Source organism: Corynebacterium sp. LaCa78, assembly GCF_046717505.1.
Classification (GTDB): Bacteria; Actinomycetota; Actinomycetes; order Mycobacteriales; family Mycobacteriaceae; genus Corynebacterium.
In genome coordinates, this window is sequence record NZ_CP177112.1 from 1,115,528 (window position 1) to 1,132,954 (window position 17,427).

Consider the following 17,427-nt stretch of genomic DNA (forward strand, 5'->3'; position numbering starts at 1 on the left):
ACGTTGCAGCGAGCAAGGGAGCGCAGCCGATAAGGATGCGATTCCAAGCGAGTGAGCAAATGGCCTATGGTGTAATTGGCAACACAGCGGTTTCTGGTACCGCCATTCTAGGTTCGAGTCCTGGTAGGCCAGCAGTGAAAACGCTTTTTTGAAGCAGGCTCACTAGTTCTATGCCCCGTTCGTCTAGAGGCCTAGGACGCCGGCCTCTCACGCCGGTAACACGGGTTCGAATCCCGTACGGGGTACAAATAAAAAGATTCCTCCAGCCACAGTGGTTGGAGGAATTTTGGCTTAAGGGACAAAATGTGTGGGATCTGTGGCGTGTCGTGGTAAGAGACATTTTGTGTGGGATTTATCCGCGTCCAGCCCAGCCTTTGCGCACTCCAAGGCTGGGATTCCATTCGGAATCGATTCCCGTGTCATAGGCGGCTGGTCGACCATCAGCATGGCCTCGGCGCTTGATTTCTTCTTCGGCCCAGGCCGCCTGTGCCTTCTCTTCGCCTTTGCGTCCGAAATCTTGCTCAAGAGCTAGCTGTAGCGGCGGCACTGGGTTTTCCGTGCGGACATAGAGCCACCAATCCATGATGATGCGTTGATGCTCATCGAAGGTTCCACGATGGGCTCTGGCAAGGTCTTTGAGCTGCTTGTTGATTCCGCCTTCAAGCAGGTTCGTTGTGGACTTCACGTCGCAGGTCACGCCTTCAGGCGGATTCAGGTAGGTAAATAGCGTTCCGTCGTTGATAAGTTCATTGAGCCTGTTGAAGCTTCGCCTAGCGCCACGGTGCGTGAACCAGAATTTTTGACTCGGCTTGACCCACCGCGGTATATCTGCGGCTTTTACCTGGCTGCGGTATGTTTTCTCTTTCAACCAGGGGCCGAATGTCACGCTGGCCTTGTGGACTCTGGTGATGAACTCGCGTGCTTCATCCTGAGTTTCGATATGTGTGAGCTGATACGCGAACGTGCGCAGTGCTTTATGCGCTGGATAGCGGGGATGACGTGAGATGTCGGTGAGGATATTGCGCTGAACATGAACGAGACATCGCTGGATTTTAGTATCTGGCCAGTGCTTTTTAATGACTGCGCGGGCACCGCCAGAGCCATCGATCGTGACGATCAGCGGTGGTGCGAGCATGTCCAGGAGTCTGGCGTAGTTGTATTTTGATTCCCCGGTGCACCATAGCCAGGCCACGGGGTGTTCGGCGGTGCACGCAACAAGCAGGCATTTGTTGTGAAAGTAGGTGCCGTCGATAAACAACTGGTCGTAGACGCGGAACTTGTCGGTATGTGAGGGCACCACGATGAACCAGAAGAAGGTAAACCACCGGGTGAGTGTGCGTCGGGTGACGTGAAGGCGGTGTGCTATGCGTTCTGCTGGTTCGCCGGTAAGGACCCAGTCTAAAAAGACTTTGAAGTGCTGGATATTGGCGGTGTTGGCCCTGGTGCCGGTTTGTGAAGCGTTGCAGTTGGGGCAACGCCAGCGTGGGGTTCCTGCTGTTGTTGTGCCGTTCTTGTGCATGCTTGTTCCGCAGATCGCGCATGCTGGGCGATTCCTACGACCTGTCATAAGAATTGCCGTAGCAGGTTCAAATACCACAGGTGGGCAATGACCGGCGTATTTGAGGGCTAAACCTCAGGTTGGAACTGATTCCAATTCAATATCCGCACCTTGCCCCAGCTCAAGGAATGAATCGACACCTCAAATCCCACACAAAATGTCCCTTAAGCCAATTTTTCGTATGTGCGCTTGCGGTCTAAACGGGGGTTAAGTGGGTCTTAACCCGGGGGATCTATTGGCACGAATTCCCTTACTATCTGCTGATTTGTAATGTGTTTACCCATCGTTTACTGTTTAACGAGTCCGCAGCAAGCAAGCTTTAAGCAGCATCGCTTTTGATTTGCGTGCTACGCGCGACCGAGCCCCGTTCGTCTAGCGGCCTAGGACGCCGGCCTCTCACGCCGGTAACACGGGTTCAAATCCCGTACGGGGTACAATTTAAAGGCTGCGAGCGCCACCGCTCGCAGCCTTTTGTTTTGCCATTTTCTTTCTGCGTTTCCCAGGGCTTGAGAAGTAGATTAAGCGGCGCTTAAACGGCTCTCGCTGCGCCACATGGAGCATTGCGTTGGAGAGAGTGCGGTGGGCGAGAAGGCATCGGAAAGCGCCTGCTGTAGCCGCAGCCATCCCTTCGCACTCACCGGGTCAGCGGGAATTGGGGCCGGGTCAGCGCCCGTGAGCGCCAAGGGAGGGGATGGGTCCGCCACTGCAAAAAGAACGCCCAGCGAGCCTCTCAGGCTGCACTGGGCGTTGAATGTAGGTGGAAGGCTATGCCATGACCTTCGTCTTCTTAATCGCCTTCTGGAGGCGCTTGTGGTAGTTATCCATGGCGGGACGCAAGAACAGACCGAGGATGAGTGCCGGGATGGCGAAGAGAAGGAGCATGCCGAGCTCACGGAGGATGTCGGCCTCGTAAATGCCGGCGATGGCGCTGCGGAACGCGTCGATGCCGTAGGTGGCCGGCAGCCACGGGCTGACATTTTGGAACCACTCTGGAAGAAGCGGCAGGGGATAGGCGCCGCCGGAACCGGAGACTTGGATGACCAAAAGCAGAACCGCGAGGGCCTTGCCCGCGCTATCGAATGTGATAACCAGTGAATATATTATCAACATAAACACCAGTGAGATTATCCACGAGGCAAAGAGCATCATGAATGGGTGCTCGGGCTCGATCTCCACGAAGAAAATCAGGCTGAGGACGACGAGGGTGGCTTGAGCGATGCCGATGAGCCCAAAGGTAAGGAAGCGGCCCAGGAAGACTTGGTTCCTGGTGAAGTGATCCTTCTTGTCGAGGCCTTCGTTCTTCTTCAAGTACTTGCGTTCGGCGTTGGTGTGCACCAGCACGCAGGCAAGCAGGGCACCTACCCACAGTGAAAGCGTGAGGTAGAACGGCGTCATACCAACACCGAATGCAGCAACATCGTAGATGGGCTGGCGGTCCACGTTGACCGGCGAAGCGATTCGGGAGGCCAGTAGCTCGGGATCATCGCCAATGAGACCGGCGAGCTGGCTGAGGTCACCGCCGTCGCGGATCTCATCGATCTTTTGGCTGAGCTCGCCAAAGCGGCTCGCCTGCTGCTGCAATGTACCGGATAGGCTTGCGGTTAGATCGCGCACCCGCACGAGGGCATCGTTGTCATTAGAGATGGTATTTCGGATGCCTGCGATATCGCGTTTGACCGCATCAACATCGTTGGCAACCGTACCCACACTATCTCCCAGAGCCGCTAGCTGTGGCTTCAGATTAGAGTTATAGGAGTTGCGGGCGTTTTCGACGGCCTGCTTGGCGCTGGCAATCGCAGCTTGCGTTTGCTGCTTGGACTCTTGGGAATTCCTGCCGTTTTCGATGTTATCGGCCGTAGAGGTCAAGGAATCGTGCAGCGCATTGCTCTGGGCGATGCTGGCATCCAGCTGCCCCATCATGGCCGCATAGCCTGCCGCTACCGGGCCTGGGAGATCGACCTTATCGGCTTCTTTCTGGATGCTGTCCTTCACGCCTTGGAAGGCTGCGGTCTGCTGTCCCACGCGGTCCGCGGCAGTGCGGAAGGTTTGGGCGGTCTGCGCGGAGGTGGCGCTGGCATTGTTCAGCAATTCCTCGATTTGTGAGGATAGGACCTCGTAGCTCTGCGTCGTCGCGGCAAGGGACGCATCCAAGGAACCAGTGGACTCATCCAGCGTGGACTTTAAGATATCGATGGGTGATTCGCCGTTGTCATTGGTGGTACTGGAGGCCTGGTTTCCCGCTTCATTCAGGATGTTATTGGCCGCCTGGGTGAGCGGAATGGTGGAATCTACCAGGTTACTCAGCGCCATGACCGTGCCAGAGGCTGCATCGAGGCGCGACTGTACGGTATTGACTCGGTTGTGCACGTTGTTGAGCGCGGCCTGGGTATCGCCCTCATCAAGGTACTGGTCCAACGAGGAAATGACGCCAAGACCCACATTGGACACAACGCGGGTAAAGGACTCGTCGATCTTCTCGATCACACCGGTAGCGCTGCGTTGGGTAATCGTGGTCGACAGCGCGTTCTTCTTCTCATTGGTATAGAGATTAAGTTTGCTTGGCTCGGTGCCTTCCACGTAGAAAGTGAGGAGGTTTGAGCTGAAATCCTTGGGCAAGACGATGCCTGCGTAGTACTCACCGGACTTGGTGCCCTCTACGGCATCATCGCTATTGGTAAGAACCCAATTGATTTCGTCGTTGCGGCTGAGCTGGGATAAAACCTCATCTCCCAAGTTAAGCTTGAGCGAAGCTAGGTCGCTTTGGTGGCCCTCGTCCTCACTGGCGACGGCGATTTTGAGCTGTTTGGTATTGGCAAAAGGGTCCCAGCTGGCCAGCACGTTAAAAGTGGTAAAAAGCAGCGGGATAATGGCGAGGCCGAAAATGATGACGGCGGTCATTACGTTGCCACGGATGGCCTTGAGGTCATCGCGGAGAATGGTCAGAATATTGCTCATGACTTATCTCCCTTTCCGGTTTCTTCGCCGTCGTCGGCGGGCTTATCTGTGGTATCGCCCTGCGATTGTGGGGTAGAAGATATTTCGGGGTGTTTATCCGACTGGACATCTTCTAGCCGATACTGATTGGGGTTTTGGCGTTGATGTTCTAGGTGCTGCTGAATTTCTTCATCGCTGAGATCCGCCAAGCGGTTATCGTGCGCGATGCTTTGTTTCACGTATTCCAGCGAGCAAATGACCGCGACCGCAATCAGCGCCACAAGGCACGCAATGCCGAAAAGAATCGCTTTCTGTTCCGGCATGAACCGGGAGCAAATCACGAGTGCGAGCACCAAGGCTATCCCGATGGCGATCGTGAGCTTCATTAGCTGAGAATAATTCTTCCGGGCGGTCATCCACTTGGTATCCAAGCTCTTTTGGTATCCCTCGCGGTCCGCGGAAGCATACAGGAGGTCGGTAAAACGGTAGCGGCTGCCGATCAGGTGGACCTGCTCGTTGATAACGAGCCCGCCCTTGGCCAGCTCGTCATTGACCAGCATGGTGACGTTGGACAGCCCGCGCCTTAAGAAGGTGCCCATGAGGTAGGCGACAACTGCCATGCCGGTCAGCGCGGCGATATCGCGGATGTAATGGGTGCCGTAGAACCCGCCTACCGTCTCGCGCATGGCATCGATGCCGTAGGTAAAGGGCAAGAAGGGGTGGACGGCGCGGAAGAAGTCCGGCGTCATTTCGATGGGGTACAGGCCTGATGCGCCGGGAATCTGAATAAAGGCCAAGACCACCGCTATGCCGCGGCCCACGTGACCGAATGTCGAGACGAGGCCATAGGTAATGCTGAGGTAGCACAGGCTGATAAATACAGAGGTAAGGATATAAGCGGTGGCGCTGACGTGCTCAACGCCGATGACTAAGTTACCGATGGAAACAATAAGCGCTTGGGCAATGGCGAAAAAGCCGAGGAGCAAGAAGCGCGAGAAGTACGCCTTATTGATGGTCAGATCCCGGCGGCCCTGTGGGTCAACCTCGGCACGGAAAATGATTAGGAGCATAAAGGCACCGATCCACAGCGTGAGGTTGATAAACAGCGAGGACATGCCGGAGCCGTAGTGCGCGACGGGGAAGACTGCATGGCTTTCCATCTCTGCGGGCGAGGAAAGGAATGAAGACACGTGGTCCGTATCAAGACCGTTGACGGACTTCAGCACGGTATTGTTATTGGCCGTGTTGCTCAAGGCAATAACATCGGTGCGCGCGGAACGAAGCCCTTCTTCAACGCGATCCAGATCAACCGAGAAGCGCTTTACCACTTCTTGGGCGTGGGTCAACTGCTCGTCGACGCCCCCGAGAAGCCCGTCCGTTTGCCCAACCAGAGCCTTTTGGCTGTTGAGCGAGGCAGATAGCCGCCCAGCGGTAGCGGAGACATTAGACAGCGCAGAATTGAGCTTAGGTAAGCCGTTGGCCACGTCATCGCGCAGTCCGTGGGAATCATCGCGGGCCTGGGATGCCATGGAATTGAGCAATTCCGAGGTCTTATTCAGCGAATCAAGGGTGGCATTAGTATCGCTATTAAGGGAATCCAGCTCTCCTAGCACCGCGCGGTTTTGATCGTTGCGGTCACGCAGATCAGAAACCGACTGGTTGATCTGCTGCGATACCTCTGGGGGAAGGGCTGGCAGGGAAGCGACTCCGGCTAATTGGTCGATGGCTTTATCAGCCTGACCGAGGATGCCTTGGGCGCCGTCTGTCGCGGCATCGACGCGGTTGAGAGCGCCGTTTAACCGCCCGGTGACAGAACCGATATTGGCATTGGCGTTTGCGGTGCCATCGGCAAGCGCAGTCGTGCCTTGGATATAAGCGGCAGTGGCATCGTCGGCGAAGGAAGTAACTTCCTTTTGCACCTCGTCGGTCAAGGAGGTGACCTGGTTTAAGGCCTGCTGCGCGTCATCAATCGTGGCCTGCACAGAGCCGAGGGACTGACGAGCCTGTGCGATGGTGGGTCGAGCATCGTCGATAGTGGTGTTGACATCCGCCAAGGAATTGCGCGAATTGGCCACGGTATCGGCGGTCTCTGAGAAAGAATTCGCGGTATCACCCGCGGTTCTATTGATCCTATCGCTGAGGTCGCCGCCGGAGTTTCTCAACTCGGTGGAAACCGATTTCGCGACGTTTTCATTAAAGGTCGCGCTAATCGTGGTTTCTAGGGTAGAAGAACCAGAGTCAGTGACCTTGGGGGCAATGGCATTGATTTTTTCATTGACCTGATACTCCAAGGTGGGCTGAGAATAGGTGCCTTGGAACAGGCTGACAAAGTCGGAAGAAAAATCCTCCGGCACGATGATGGATGCAAAAACGTCGCCGGATTTTACGGCGTGTTCAGCTTCGCCGCGGTCCATAAACTGCCAGCCGAGCCTGTCATTGTTGTGCAGCTTTTCCATCATCTGCCCGCCGACGTCAATATCGCCGGTGAGATCTGACGAGGCACCCTTGTCCTCGTTCACCACGGCTACCTTGAGGTGTTCGGTATTGCCATAGGGGTCCCAGAAACCGGAGACATTGACCCAAGAATATAAGGCAGGGGTAATCATCAAACCGATGAGAATCACCCAGACTTGCGGCGTCCGCCACAGGCGGACGAAGTCTTGGAGAAAAAGCTTCCAACTAGTAATCACTCGAAAGACCGTAGCACCGAAACGGTGTTAACTAATAGTCAAGCAGGCAGATTCGGCGAAATTGACAGCTTGATTGCCTCTTGGCCACCGTGCGACGTACGCAATTGTGGCTAGGGTTAATAAAAGGTTAATTCACGCTGGGCTAATGCGCAGAAAAACGCCGCGATACTCCATGCATCAAAGCGGTGGAACATCGCGGCGCTAGGGTGCTGCAGGGCGCGTGCCGGCGCAGCTTAGTGCTCGTCGTAGTGATCGCCGTGAGCGGCGTGGCGGTGACCGTCGTGGATGTAGTCAACGTGGTCGCCGTGAGGGACAGCAACGTGGCCGCAGCCCTCACCATGGGTGTGGTCGCTGTGAGGTTCAGCCTCAATGTGCTCGTTGGTCTCGCACTCGTCCCAGTGGCCCTCGTGCTCGCGGTGGATGTGACCATCGTGCACGAAGTCGGTGTGATCCTCGTGCGGGAAAGCAACGTGGCCGCAGCCTTCGCCGTGGGTGTGCTCGTGTTCAGTGTGGGTAGCGTGAGTCATAATCATGAATCCTTTCTTTGCCTTTGGGGTCAAGGAGTGTCCTTCTCGTTTTCACTCTGTTTTCATTAAATCATGTTTTCAGTTCGGTTTCAATAGCGTGCGGGAGATTTTCGATATTTTTTCAATAGGCTACGGCGGGGTGGGGTATGTGGAGGTAAAACGCAGCAACGCCCTGGGCCGGTGGGAGGTCCAGGGCGTTGGTGAGGCTAGAGAAGCTCTGAAAGCTCTTGGGCGGCGGAGGTTAGCAGGCGGGCGTACTTCTTGGCGGGCGAGGGGCGGAAGCGCTCAGCGGAACCGGAGATAGACAGTGCTGCGCGGAAAACGCCGGAAGAATCAAAGACGGGAGCGGAAATGGAAGCCAAGCCGGCCTCGCGCTCTTCGATGGATTCTGCATAGCCCTGGCGGCGGGCGGTTTCTACATCGGCGGCACTGAATTGTGCGGCGTCAAGGGGGAAGTCTACGTAGCCTGCGATGATGCGGGCTGCAGAACCGGAGGTCAGCGGCAGCTGGCGGCCTACTGGGACCACGTTGTGTAGCCCTGACGTGGGCTCGCGGGTGGCGATGCAGGTGCGGGTGGTTCCCGTGAATTCATAGAGCTGAATGGACTCACCGGTGCGGTCGAGGAGTTGGTCCATGATGGGGCCTGCGACTTCTAAAATGTGGTCGCGGTTGCCGGGGAGCGCAGGACCGGCTTTCCACTTTCCTTCAGGGGTGCGTACGAGGATGCGGTGCGCTTCTAACGCAGTGGCTAGCCTGTGTGTCGTTGCCCGAGGTAGTCCCGTGGTTTCACATAACTCATTAAGGGTCGATGGGTTGTTTGCGGCGGCCATCATGATGGCCATTGCACGATCTAGTACCTTAATGCCGGAAACTGCGCTATACTCTCCCATATAATGAAATCTACGTCCCAAATTATGAGATTTCAAGTGTGGAGTGATGTTTATGAACCAGAAGCTGACCTTGGCAGAAAAAGTATGGCGTGACCACGTTGTCCAGCAGGGCGACGCGGGCGCACCAGACCTTATCTATATTGACTTTCAACTTTTGCACGAAGTTACCAGCCCGCAGGCCTTCGATGGGCTGCGCCTGCAAGGTCGCACAATGCGGCACCCGGAACTGCACCTGGCCACCGAGGACCACAACGTGCCGACGGAGGGTATTAAATCCGGCAACCTCTTAGAGATTAAAGACGAGGTATCGCGCACCCAGGTTTCTACCCTGCGCAAGAACTGCGAAGAATTTGGCGTGCGGTTGCACTCAATGGGTGATGAGCAACAAGGCATCGTGCACACCGTTGGCCCACAGTTGGGCATTACCCAGCCCGGCATGACTATTGTATGCGGCGATTCGCATACCTCGACCCACGGTGCATTCGGCTCCATCGCCATGGGCATTGGTACCTCAGAGGTAGAGCACGTCATGGCCACCCAGACGCTTTCTTTGAAGCCCTTTAAGACGATGGCCATCGAAGTCACCGGCGAATTGCAGGAAGGCGTCTCCGCAAAGGACCTTATTCTGGCCATCATCGCCAAGATTGGCACCGGCGGTGGCCAAGGATTCATCATCGAATACCGCGGTGAAGCCATCCGCAAGATGTCCATGGAAGCCCGCATGACCATCTGCAATATGTCCATTGAGGCCGGTGCGCGTGCCGGTATGGTCGCACCCGATGAAACGACGTTTGAGTACGTCAAGGGCCGTGAGTTCGCCCCAAAGGGCGCCGACTGGGATAAAGCGGTGGATTACTGGAAGACGCTGCCTACTGACGATGGCGCCGAGTTCGATCGCGTCGTAGAAATCGATGGATCATCCCTGACCCCATTTGTCACCTGGGGAACGAACCCGGGCCAAGGCCTGCCGCTGGGCGAAACCGTACCGGACCCAGAAGACTTCGGCGATGACAATTCCAAGGCCACCGTGAAAAAGGCCTTGGAGTACATGGACCTGCAACCAGGCACCCCACTGCGCGACATCAAGATCGACACCGTCTTCGTGGGATCGTGCACCAATGCGCGCATCGAGGACCTGCGCGCCGCCGCTGAGGTGGTCAAGGGCCGCACCATCGATTCCACTACGCGCATGATCGTGGTTCCTTCCTCCGCGGTGGTCAAGGCCGATGCGGAAAAGGAAGGCCTTGACCGGATTTTCCAAGACTTCGGCGCAGAGTGGCGCACGGCGGGATGCTCCATGTGTTTGGGCATGAACCCCGACCAGCTGAAACCAGGGGAGCGCTCAGCATCCACGTCCAACCGCAACTTTGAAGGCCGGCAGGGCCCTGGCGGGCGAACCCACCTCGTTTCCCCACAGGTTGCTGCCGCTACCGCCGTCACCGGATACCTGTCCAGCCCGGCTGACCTGAAATAAGCACGCGAGAAAGGTTGAAATAATGGAGAAATTTATCACCCATACCGGCACGGGAGTCCCGCTGCGGGCGTCCAACGTGGATACGGATCAAATCATCCCCGCGCGCTACCTCAAATCGGTCAAGCGCACGGGCTTTGCGGAGGGGCTATTTTCCAACTGGCGCTCTGATTCCACCTTCGTACTTAACCAAGAGCAGTTTAAGGACGGCTCCGTACTCTTTGCCGGCCGCGACTTCGGCACCGGTTCCTCCCGAGAGCACGCAGTATGGGCCTTGCGCGAATACGGTTTCAAAGCAGTATTCTCCTCCCGATTTGCGGATATCTTCCGAGGTAACTCGGGAAAGTCTGGTCTGCTTACTGGGCTGATGGAACAAGAAGACATCGAGCTTATTTGGAAGCAGTTGGAGGCCGGGGAAACCCAAGTCACGGTCTATCTGGAGGCGCGCACCTTTCGGATTGGCGAAAACACCTACTCATTCGACATCGATGACTACACGCGCTGGCGCCTGATGGAAGGCCTCGATGACATTGGCATCACGCTGCGCGATGAAGAGGCGATCACGAGCTTCGAGAACTCTCGCACCAGCTTCAAGCCCGCGGTTCACGCGGACTAATCCAGCAGGTGCGCCCCACGCTTTGCCGGGGCGCACACCACCGTCGTCATGATCCGGGGCAGTGGTGGGGTAACGGTCGAGTAACAAAACTGACTTCGCAAGCGTGCAGCTGGGTTTATCTATTATTCTCTGTGGTATGACTTCGCCTTATTCCGGATCACGCGACCATGATGGATACAATCACCGCTCCCAACAGCCCTACTCAGGTGGGCAGCCGGGATATTTTCGTGAGTCGACCGCTCCAGGCGACATCGATGCCGTCAACATTATTGGCGATAGTTTCCGCTATTTCGGTCGCAATTGGGTGCAGTGGCTTTTTGCCCCACTAGTGCAAATGGTCGTCCTTTTCGTCGCATACCTCATCATCGCCGTAGTCTTTGCCGCCGGCGGCGGCTCCCTTTCCATCGAGGCGTCGACCGAGGGAACCGCCTTGGACGGTTCCCTCGGCGTACTGGGCGTGCTATTACTCGCCATCGCGGTAATAGCCCTGTTAATTGTCTATCTGTGGGCAAATGCAATCTGGTACCAAGCCGCTAATAAGCAGGTCAATGGCCAGGATTTGATGTTCGGGGATTTCTTCACGTTCAAAGGCATGGGCGGCATCATGTTGGCCTACCTCGTCACTAGCGTGGTCATCGGCATCGGCTTTGTCTTGCTCATAATCCCCGGACTTTTCGCCCTGTTCTTCTGGTGGTGGGTCCCAGCCGTCAAGGCAGCGCGCCCAGACCTAGGCTTGGGTGACTGCTTTAAGCTTTCCGCGGATATCGCAAAGAGGAACATCGGTACCACCTTGCTGGTCGGTATCGCGCTCATCATCCTCTACATGGCGCTGGGCTCAACCGTGGTGGGTGTTGTCGTGCTGCCGGGGCTCATGGCCTTAGCCCCCACCCTCTTCGTGCGCCGCAACCTTGGCATGCGCGGCTAAGGGCTAGGGGCTCGCGCGGCCCGAGCTATTTAGCGCACAGGCAGGGGGCTGGGAAGGCAATCAGCACCGGTTAATTCACCATTGTTGAAGGACAAAACCCACACCGAGGCCTTTTTAAACTTCAATTCCTCCTGTGGCTTCTTGAGGAATTGCGGGGCTAAGTCCTCGATGATGCCGGGGATGGTCTGTCCCTGGCTAATAATGACCGGCACCCCGCCGTCGTTTACGACGCGACGGAAAGCCTTCTTGGCAGCCGCCGGATTCTTTTCCCACACCTCGTCGCCAAAGTCCTTATTAATGGCAATGTCTTTACCCAGCTCATCGGCAAGCGGCGCAGCAGTTTGCTGGCACCGATGCGGGCGAGCGGAATAGATCGCGGTGGGGTGGTAGGCCGCCAGCATGGGCACGAGCATTTCTGCTTGGCGGCGCCCCTTCTTATCCAGAGGCCGCAGGTTGTCATCGCCCTCCCACTTCTTGCGGTCGTGGGCGTGGGCGTGGCGGACGTACAAGACGCGCGTTGTGGGGGCGAGCTGCAGACGCTTTTGTGCCTTGGCGACGACGTCGTTGTCCACGTCATAGGACAAGAGCTGCTGTGCTTGGTCAATGGGCACCCAACGCAGCTCATCGGTCTCATCATTAGGGGTATAGGTGCCGCTGAGGTAGAACGCCGCCCAGTAATAGACCACCTTGGTGCGCCCCTGTACGGGGTAGGTGACCTTGCCAATCAACTTGCCCAAGCGCACTTGGAAGCCGGTTTCTTCCTCAATTTCGCGCGCCGCGGTGGTGGGCAGGGATTCGCCTGGATCCACCTTTCCCTTGGGCAGGGACCAATCGTCGTAATGCGGGCGGTGAATGAGCGCGATTTCAGGGTTCGCGGGGTCGCCGCGCCAGACTACAGCGCCGGCGGCAAGGGTAGTGCGGGGAAATTCTTTGGCAGGATCCACCGGAATTTCTTGATGCCGGCCGGAAATGAATTTTTCGGACTTTTTATCTTTATCGGTCTCGTGCATCTTCTTCGCGCTCGGCATAGCTTTTCGTGCCTTTCTTCGGTGACTGAAAAATTGGCGTTAACCTCATAATCATTGTTCCACGGGGGAGATCCCTGCCGCATCCTTGCCACGCCCAGAGCGATAAATGCCTTAAGGTGGAACTAATAGGAAAACGTTTGGAGGAAGCCATGGTAAAAGTAGCGGTAATGGGTGCCGGTTCCTGGGGCACCACCTTGGCCAAGGTATTTGCGGACGCAGGAAACGATGTCACCCTGTGGGCGCGACGGGCCGAATTGGCGGAAGCGATCAACGAAACGCATACAAACCCTGATTACCTGCCGGATATCCACCTTCCGGAGGCACTGCGCGCCACGCACGATGAGGAAGAGGTGCTTTCCGGCGCGGATATCGTGGTCTTCGGCGTGCCATCCCAGTCCTTGCGCGCCAACGTGGAGCGCTGGGCGCCCGTATTGCCCGAGGATTCCACGCTGGTCTCCATTTCCAAGGGCGTAGAAACCAGCACGCTCAAGCGCATGAGCGAAGTCATCGTGGATGCCGCCGACGTAGATCCGCAGCGCGTGGCGGTGCTATCTGGACCCAACCTAGCCAAAGAAGTGGCGCAGGGGCAGGTTACGGCCACGGTCATCGCCTGCACTGACAAAGAGCGTGCCAAGGCGGTGCAGGCGGCCATCGCCGCGCCCTACTTGCGGCCCTATACAAATACCGATGTTATCGGCGCGGAGATCGGTGGTGCTTGCAAAAACGTCATCGCCTTGGCCTGCGGCATGGCCTCGGGCAAGGGCTTGGGCAATAACACTATGGCCACGATGATTACCCGCGGCTTAGCGGAGATTACCCGCCTGGGCACGGCCTTGGGCGCGGAGCCGTTTACCTTTTCCGGCTTGGCGGGGTTGGGCGATTTGGTGGCTACGTGTAACTCCACGCTCTCGCGTAATAGGACCTTCGGTTACCGCCTCGGTCAAGGCGGCAGCCTAGAAGAAGCGAAGGCGGCCACCAATGGCCAGGTAGCAGAGGGCGTGTTTTCCTCTGATTCCATCTTCCGCCTAGCCCAGCAGGCTGGGGTAGAGATGCCAATAACGGAAGCCGTCTACGGAGTGTGCCATCAGGGCATGGCTGTAGACGATATGATTATCGCCCTTATGGGTCGCTCCAAGAAGTCGGAGTAGCAGAAAGGTAAAATCATCGCCCATGACTGAAAAGACCCGCGTGGCCGTCCTTTACGGTGGCCGCAGTACCGAGCACTCCGTGTCCTGCGTATCCGCAGGCGCAATCATGAAGCACCTTGATCCGGAAAAATTCGAGGTGGTGCCCATCGGCATTACGCGCGAGGGTACGTGGACGCCGGGCGATACCGAGGGCTTAGAAATCGTCGATGGCGTCATGCCTGAGGTCAAGCGCGGCACGGAATTGGCGCTTTCTGCGGATCCATCGCGTAAGGGTGAAATCCGCACGATTAGTGACGGTTCGCTGTATGCCCACGTTGACGTTATCTTTCCCATTCTCCATGGGTCTTATGGTGAAGACGGCACCATGCAGGGGCTTTTCGAGCTCTCCGGAATCCCTTATGTGGGCCCAGGCGTATTAGCGTCCTCGGTGGGAATGGACAAGGAATTTACCAAAAAGATTTTATCCGCCGCGGGCCTGCCGGTGGCACCAGAGGTCATTGTGCAGGGCCGCACGGAATTAACCGCGGAAGAAAAAGACCGCCTTGGCCTGCCGGTCTTCGTCAAGCCTGCCCGCGGGGGCTCCTCGATTGGAGTCTCCAAGGTAAGCGACTGGGCGGATTTCCCAGAAGCAGTGCGCATTGCCTTGGAAGACGATGACAAGATTTTGGTCGAGCCAGAAATCGTCGGCCGCGAGGTAGAGGTCGGCGTCCTGCAATACCCGGATGGCGAGCTTATTGCCTCGGTGCCGGCGCTGCTCAAGGGCATCGATGACTCCGATGAGGGCTTCTATGGCTTTGAGACCAAATACCTAGATAACGTGGTCACGGCCCAGATTCCCGCGCCTTTCCCAGAAGAACTCACGGCGCAATTGCGCGATATGGCGATTCGGGCCTTCAAAGCGCTCAACTGCGCAGGCCTTTCCCGCGTGGATTTCTTCGTCACTGAAGAAGGCCTGTACATCAATGAGGTCAATACCCTGCCGGGATTTACCCCGATTTCCATGTACCCCCAGGTGCTGGCGGCCTCTGGCGTGGAGTACCCCACGCTGCTTGAGGTACTCATCGCACGCGCAGAGGCCCGGACCGCGTAGGTCTGCGGCTTCCTTTACCTTTCTGGGACGTGCTTCGCGGTGATATCGCTTAGGGCTACCAGTGCTGCCTGTGCGGAATCCTGCGGGGCGTGCAGCGCCAAGTAGTTCTCGCGGCCGAGCGCAAACCAGGTTCCTGCGGTCGTGCCTTGGGCCAAGGTCGTATCCTCAAACCAGGCAATATCGTTGACCTGCTGGAGCTGCACGCCAGCCTCGTAATTTTCCGGCTGGGCGACGCCACAGCGCGCGACGATGTCCTCGTGCCCTTCAGAGCTCCACACGTAGGTGTCTTTATCGTCAACCTCACGGCGGTGGTAGCCATCCGCAATCTCATCCGGTAGCGCCTTTTCTACCGCGGCGCAGCGGTCATTTTTTGCCGCCTTAAGATCGCGCAACGGGGCTGGATGGGTCTCGGCTGGCTTTTTCTCCAGGGTGGCAACGGCCTCATTGAGGTCCTGCGGCTTTTCATCATTAAAGGTCGTTACCGCCACGACGGGAAAGCGCTGGGTCGAATACCAGGTAGAGAGGCTAGAACCAGATGTCGCATCCTTGACCTTGAACCACTGCTCACCGTCGACGTCTTGCGTCGTGGAGTAATCGGTGTACTGGACGGGCATGGCAACACCGCAGCGCGCCGTCACCTTTTCCTGGGAATTAGCGGCCCAAGCGGCAACGCCGGCGGGGACGGGTTCTGCAATATCGGCGCGCGGTTGACCCATGGCTTCATCGGGAAGCGCCTGCACAAAGTCCGTGCACGCCTGCGAATCGGCCTCCTGGGAATCCACCGGGGAAACCGCCACGGGGGCCTTGGCTGTGTTTGTGAATACGTATTTCGCGCCGAAAAGGACCGCTAGAACCATCACTATGGACAACCCAAGTGAAATGAGGATCGCGGTGCGGTTAAATTGGGATGTCATAGGGGTTCATTTTATCGAAAGGATGCCGGTGAACTTAAGTCAGACTCTCGCGGACGTGGGGGAGCAGGCGGTGATTCAAGAAATCACAGCGGCCGCTCCCAGCAGCTTGAATGGGGATGATGCCGCGGTACTTTTCGCGGCACCGCCCAATTCGCGCACGGTAGCGTCTACCGATCTGATGGTAGATGGCCGGCACTTCCTGCGGGAATGGTCCACCCCGCGCGAAATAGGCAAAAAGGCCATCCTGCGCAACTTCGCCGATATCGAGGCCATGGGAGCGCGCCCAGTGGCGGCCCTTTTAGCCATCGCCGCACCGGGTGATACGCCGGTGAGTTTTGTCAGGGGCGTGGCTAAGGGCATCGCCGAGCATTGCTCTTTTTACAACGCCGAGCTGGTGGGCGGAGATATTACGAAATCGGACCTGCTGGTTATCAACATCACCGCCGTCGGCTTTTTGGGCGGTAGCCGGGCAGCGTTGACCCTTGATGCGGCGCGCGCGGGCCAGAAGGTCGTAGCCCATGGCGCGATTGGCCACGCGGCGGCAGGCTTATCTTTGCTGCAGCGCTTTGGCCGCGACCTGCCGGCAGAGCATGCGGATTTGTACCCACTTATTGATGCCCACTGCGCCCCCTGGCTCAGCCCCGGCCGCGGCGTTATCGCCCGCGCCGCCGAGGTCACCGCCATGACCGATAATTCCGATGGACTGATTCAAGACTGCGGAACCATGGCGGAGCGCTCTGGGGTCCACATCGATTTGGAGGCCGATGCCATCCAGCCCGATCCACTCCTGCACGCCGCGGCCACCGTCCTCGATTGCGATCCTTGGCAGTGGGTCCTGGCCGGCGGCGAGGACCATACCTTAATTGGAACCACCGCAAAGCAGGCGCCTTCGGGGTTCCGGGAAATTGGCACCGTCTCGCGCGGCAGCGGCGTTACAGTGGATGGTAAACAACCCCGTTATGCAGAAGGGTGGGCAGGATTTTAGATATGCACCCGACTTACCATCCCTCGTGGGAACCGGTCCTCGCGCCGGTGCTGGAGCAGCAGTGGCCACGGATATCTCAGGCGCTGGACAATCAGGATTACCTGCCGCCGGCAGAAGACGTGTGCAGGGCATTGCAGATGCCGCTTGACGATGTCCGCGTGCTCATCGTTGGCCAAGACCCCTATCCCACCCCGGGCCACGCGATGGGGATGGCCTTTTCCACCAAGCAGGGGGTTAAACCCCCGCGGTCCCTGGTCAATATTTACCGCGAGCTGTATGACGATGTGGGCGTTCGCGGGCGTGAGGACGGCGATCTAAGCGCCTGGGCCGACCAGGGAGTCTTGCTCCTTAACAGGGTGCTGACCGTGGCACCGGGCCAGGCGGGTTCGCACCGGCGTATTGGCTGGGAAGAGGTGACCGAGGCCGCCATCCGCGCCCTCAACCGCACCCCGATGGTCGCGATTTTATGGGGCCGCGATGCCCAATCCTGCGAGCGCTTCCTTCCCGATGTTCCCTGCATTACCTCCCCGCACCCTTCGCCGCTTTCAGCCAGCCGCGGGTTCTTTGGCTCCCGCCCATTTTCCCGGGCAAACGCCCATTTGCGGGACCAAGGCGCGCGGGAGATAGCGTGGGACTTGTAAACTATTGCGC

14 protein-coding genes and 3 tRNA genes are annotated in these 17,427 nt (G+C 57.6%); 10 read left to right on the forward strand and 7 right to left on the reverse strand.

Annotation, left to right across the window (positions count from 1 at the left end; genetic code table 11):
• Window positions 1-60: 60 nt before the first annotated feature.
• Together ACLI1O_RS05410 and ACLI1O_RS05415 are read left to right on the forward strand one after the other, a co-directional pair.
• Window positions 61-132, forward strand: a tRNA-Gln gene (locus ACLI1O_RS05410).
• A gap of 40 nt (window positions 133-172) precedes the next feature.
• Window positions 173-245 (forward strand) — tRNA-Glu (locus ACLI1O_RS05415).
• 107 nt (window positions 246-352) lie between these two features.
• Here ACLI1O_RS05415 and ACLI1O_RS05420 read toward each other — a convergent pair.
• Window positions 353-1,567 (reverse strand): IS1249 family transposase, encoded by a 1,215-nt coding sequence (locus ACLI1O_RS05420; RefSeq protein ID WP_239267656.1) that lies wholly within the window; start codon window positions 1,565-1,567, stop codon window positions 353-355.
• Window positions 1,568-1,919: 352 nt separating this feature from the next.
• Here ACLI1O_RS05420 and ACLI1O_RS05425 point away from each other — a divergent pair.
• Window positions 1,920-1,992: transfer RNA gene (locus tag ACLI1O_RS05425), tRNA-Glu, on the forward strand.
• Window positions 1,993-2,323: 331 nt separating this feature from the next.
• Here the strand turns inward: ACLI1O_RS05425 and ACLI1O_RS05430 are convergent.
• The 4 genes from ACLI1O_RS05430 to ACLI1O_RS05445 form a co-directional block, all read right to left on the reverse strand.
• Window positions 2,324-4,513 carry a YhgE/Pip domain-containing protein gene (locus ACLI1O_RS05430; protein WP_239267654.1) on the reverse strand — a complete coding sequence of 730 codons (2,190 nt, stop codon included), beginning with the start codon at window positions 4,511-4,513 and terminating at the stop codon, window positions 2,324-2,326.
• Entirely contained in the window at window positions 4,510-7,182 is a 2,673-nt protein-coding gene (locus ACLI1O_RS05435; RefSeq protein WP_284849485.1) for a YhgE/Pip domain-containing protein, read from the reverse strand. The genes ACLI1O_RS05430 and ACLI1O_RS05435 overlap by 4 nt, the downstream gene beginning before the upstream one ends.
• A gap of 233 nt (window positions 7,183-7,415) precedes the next feature.
• Entirely contained in the window at window positions 7,416-7,709 is a 294-nt protein-coding gene (locus ACLI1O_RS05440) for a hypothetical protein (protein ID WP_239267650.1), read from the reverse strand.
• 206 nt (window positions 7,710-7,915) lie between these two features.
• A complete protein-coding gene (locus tag ACLI1O_RS05445) occupies window positions 7,916-8,599 on the reverse strand; it encodes an IclR family transcriptional regulator (RefSeq protein ID WP_239267647.1) in 684 nt (227 codons plus the stop codon).
• A 52-nt stretch (window positions 8,600-8,651) separates the two neighbouring features.
• Here ACLI1O_RS05445 and leuC point away from each other — a divergent pair, with 52 nt between their 5' ends.
• From leuC to ACLI1O_RS05460, 3 genes are all read left to right on the forward strand, one after another.
• Window positions 8,652-10,073 (forward strand): 3-isopropylmalate dehydratase large subunit, encoded by a 1,422-nt coding sequence (leuC, locus tag ACLI1O_RS05450; RefSeq protein ID WP_239267645.1) that lies wholly within the window; start codon window positions 8,652-8,654, stop codon window positions 10,071-10,073.
• A gap of 22 nt (window positions 10,074-10,095) precedes the next feature.
• Window positions 10,096-10,686, forward strand: a complete 591-nt coding sequence (gene leuD / locus ACLI1O_RS05455; protein WP_411707014.1) for a 3-isopropylmalate dehydratase small subunit — start codon at window positions 10,096-10,098, stop codon at window positions 10,684-10,686.
• Between the two features lie 136 nt (window positions 10,687-10,822).
• Window positions 10,823-11,611 (forward strand): hypothetical protein, encoded by a 789-nt coding sequence (locus ACLI1O_RS05460; protein ID WP_239267641.1) that lies wholly within the window; start codon window positions 10,823-10,825, stop codon window positions 11,609-11,611.
• 29 nt (window positions 11,612-11,640) lie between these two features.
• Here ACLI1O_RS05460 and ACLI1O_RS05465 read toward each other — a convergent pair whose 3' ends face one another.
• Window positions 11,641-12,639, reverse strand: a complete 999-nt coding sequence (locus tag ACLI1O_RS05465) for an NUDIX hydrolase (RefSeq protein WP_239267639.1) — start codon at window positions 12,637-12,639, stop codon at window positions 11,641-11,643.
• Window positions 12,640-12,788: 149 nt separating this feature from the next.
• Between ACLI1O_RS05465 and ACLI1O_RS05470 the strand changes: the two genes are divergently transcribed.
• Together ACLI1O_RS05470 and ACLI1O_RS05475 are read left to right on the forward strand one after the other, a co-directional pair.
• Entirely contained in the window at window positions 12,789-13,787 is a 999-nt protein-coding gene (locus tag ACLI1O_RS05470) for an NAD(P)H-dependent glycerol-3-phosphate dehydrogenase (protein WP_239275843.1), read from the forward strand.
• Window positions 13,788-13,809: 22 nt separating this feature from the next.
• On the forward strand, window positions 13,810-14,877 hold the full coding sequence (locus ACLI1O_RS05475; RefSeq protein WP_411707015.1) for a D-alanine--D-alanine ligase family protein: 1,068 nt from the start codon (window positions 13,810-13,812) through the stop codon (window positions 14,875-14,877).
• A 14-nt stretch (window positions 14,878-14,891) separates the two neighbouring features.
• On the opposite strand, the gene ACLI1O_RS05480 is transcribed toward ACLI1O_RS05475, so the two are convergent.
• The gene (locus ACLI1O_RS05480) at window positions 14,892-15,791 is read right to left on the reverse strand and encodes a DUF3515 domain-containing protein (RefSeq protein WP_239267633.1); all 900 of its coding nucleotides are present in this window, start codon (window positions 15,789-15,791) and stop codon (window positions 14,892-14,894) included.
• Between ACLI1O_RS05480 and ACLI1O_RS05485 the strand changes: the two genes are divergently transcribed.
• Together ACLI1O_RS05485 and ACLI1O_RS05490 are read left to right on the forward strand one after the other, a co-directional pair.
• On the forward strand, window positions 15,739-16,776 hold the full coding sequence (locus ACLI1O_RS05485; RefSeq protein WP_239267630.1) for a thiamine-phosphate kinase: 1,038 nt from the start codon (window positions 15,739-15,741) through the stop codon (window positions 16,774-16,776). The two genes, ACLI1O_RS05480 and ACLI1O_RS05485, sit on opposite strands and share 53 nt — an antisense overlap.
• A gap of 2 nt (window positions 16,777-16,778) precedes the next feature.
• Window positions 16,779-17,417, forward strand: a complete 639-nt coding sequence (locus ACLI1O_RS05490; RefSeq protein ID WP_411707016.1) for a uracil-DNA glycosylase — start codon at window positions 16,779-16,781, stop codon at window positions 17,415-17,417.
• Window positions 17,418-17,427: the final 10 nt, after the last annotated feature.

What these genes read in the sequence shown, in the direction of transcription:
- ACLI1O_RS05420 (WP_239267656.1), bottom strand. Translation starts at nt 1,567, where the DNA reads ATGACAGGTCGTAGGAATCGCCCAGCATGCGCGATCTGCGGAACAAGC.
- ACLI1O_RS05430 (WP_239267654.1), bottom strand. Translation starts at nt 4,513, where the DNA reads ATGAGCAATATTCTGACCATTCTCCGCGATGACCTCAAGGCCATCCGT.
- ACLI1O_RS05440 (WP_239267650.1), bottom strand. Translation starts at nt 7,709, where the DNA reads ATGACTCACGCTACCCACACTGAACACGAGCACACCCACGGCGAAGGC.
- ACLI1O_RS05445 (WP_239267647.1), bottom strand. Translation starts at nt 8,599, where the DNA reads ATGGGAGAGTATAGCGCAGTTTCCGGCATTAAGGTACTAGATCGTGCA.
- leuC (WP_239267645.1), top strand. Translation starts at nt 8,652, where the DNA reads ATGAACCAGAAGCTGACCTTGGCAGAAAAAGTATGGCGTGACCACGTT.
- leuD (WP_411707014.1), top strand. Translation starts at nt 10,096, where the DNA reads ATGGAGAAATTTATCACCCATACCGGCACGGGAGTCCCGCTGCGGGCG.
- ACLI1O_RS05460 (WP_239267641.1), top strand. Translation starts at nt 10,823, where the DNA reads ATGACTTCGCCTTATTCCGGATCACGCGACCATGATGGATACAATCAC.
- ACLI1O_RS05465 (WP_239267639.1), bottom strand. Translation starts at nt 12,639, where the DNA reads ATGCCGAGCGCGAAGAAGATGCACGAGACCGATAAAGATAAAAAGTCC.
- ACLI1O_RS05470 (WP_239275843.1), top strand. Translation starts at nt 12,789, where the DNA reads ATGGTAAAAGTAGCGGTAATGGGTGCCGGTTCCTGGGGCACCACCTTG.
- ACLI1O_RS05475 (WP_411707015.1), top strand. Translation starts at nt 13,810, where the DNA reads ATGACTGAAAAGACCCGCGTGGCCGTCCTTTACGGTGGCCGCAGTACC.
- ACLI1O_RS05485 (WP_239267630.1), top strand. Translation starts at nt 15,739, where the DNA reads ATGGACAACCCAAGTGAAATGAGGATCGCGGTGCGGTTAAATTGGGAT.
- ACLI1O_RS05480 (WP_239267633.1), bottom strand. Translation starts at nt 15,791, where the DNA reads ATGACATCCCAATTTAACCGCACCGCGATCCTCATTTCACTTGGGTTG.
- ACLI1O_RS05490 (WP_411707016.1), top strand. Translation starts at nt 16,779, where the DNA reads ATGCACCCGACTTACCATCCCTCGTGGGAACCGGTCCTCGCGCCGGTG.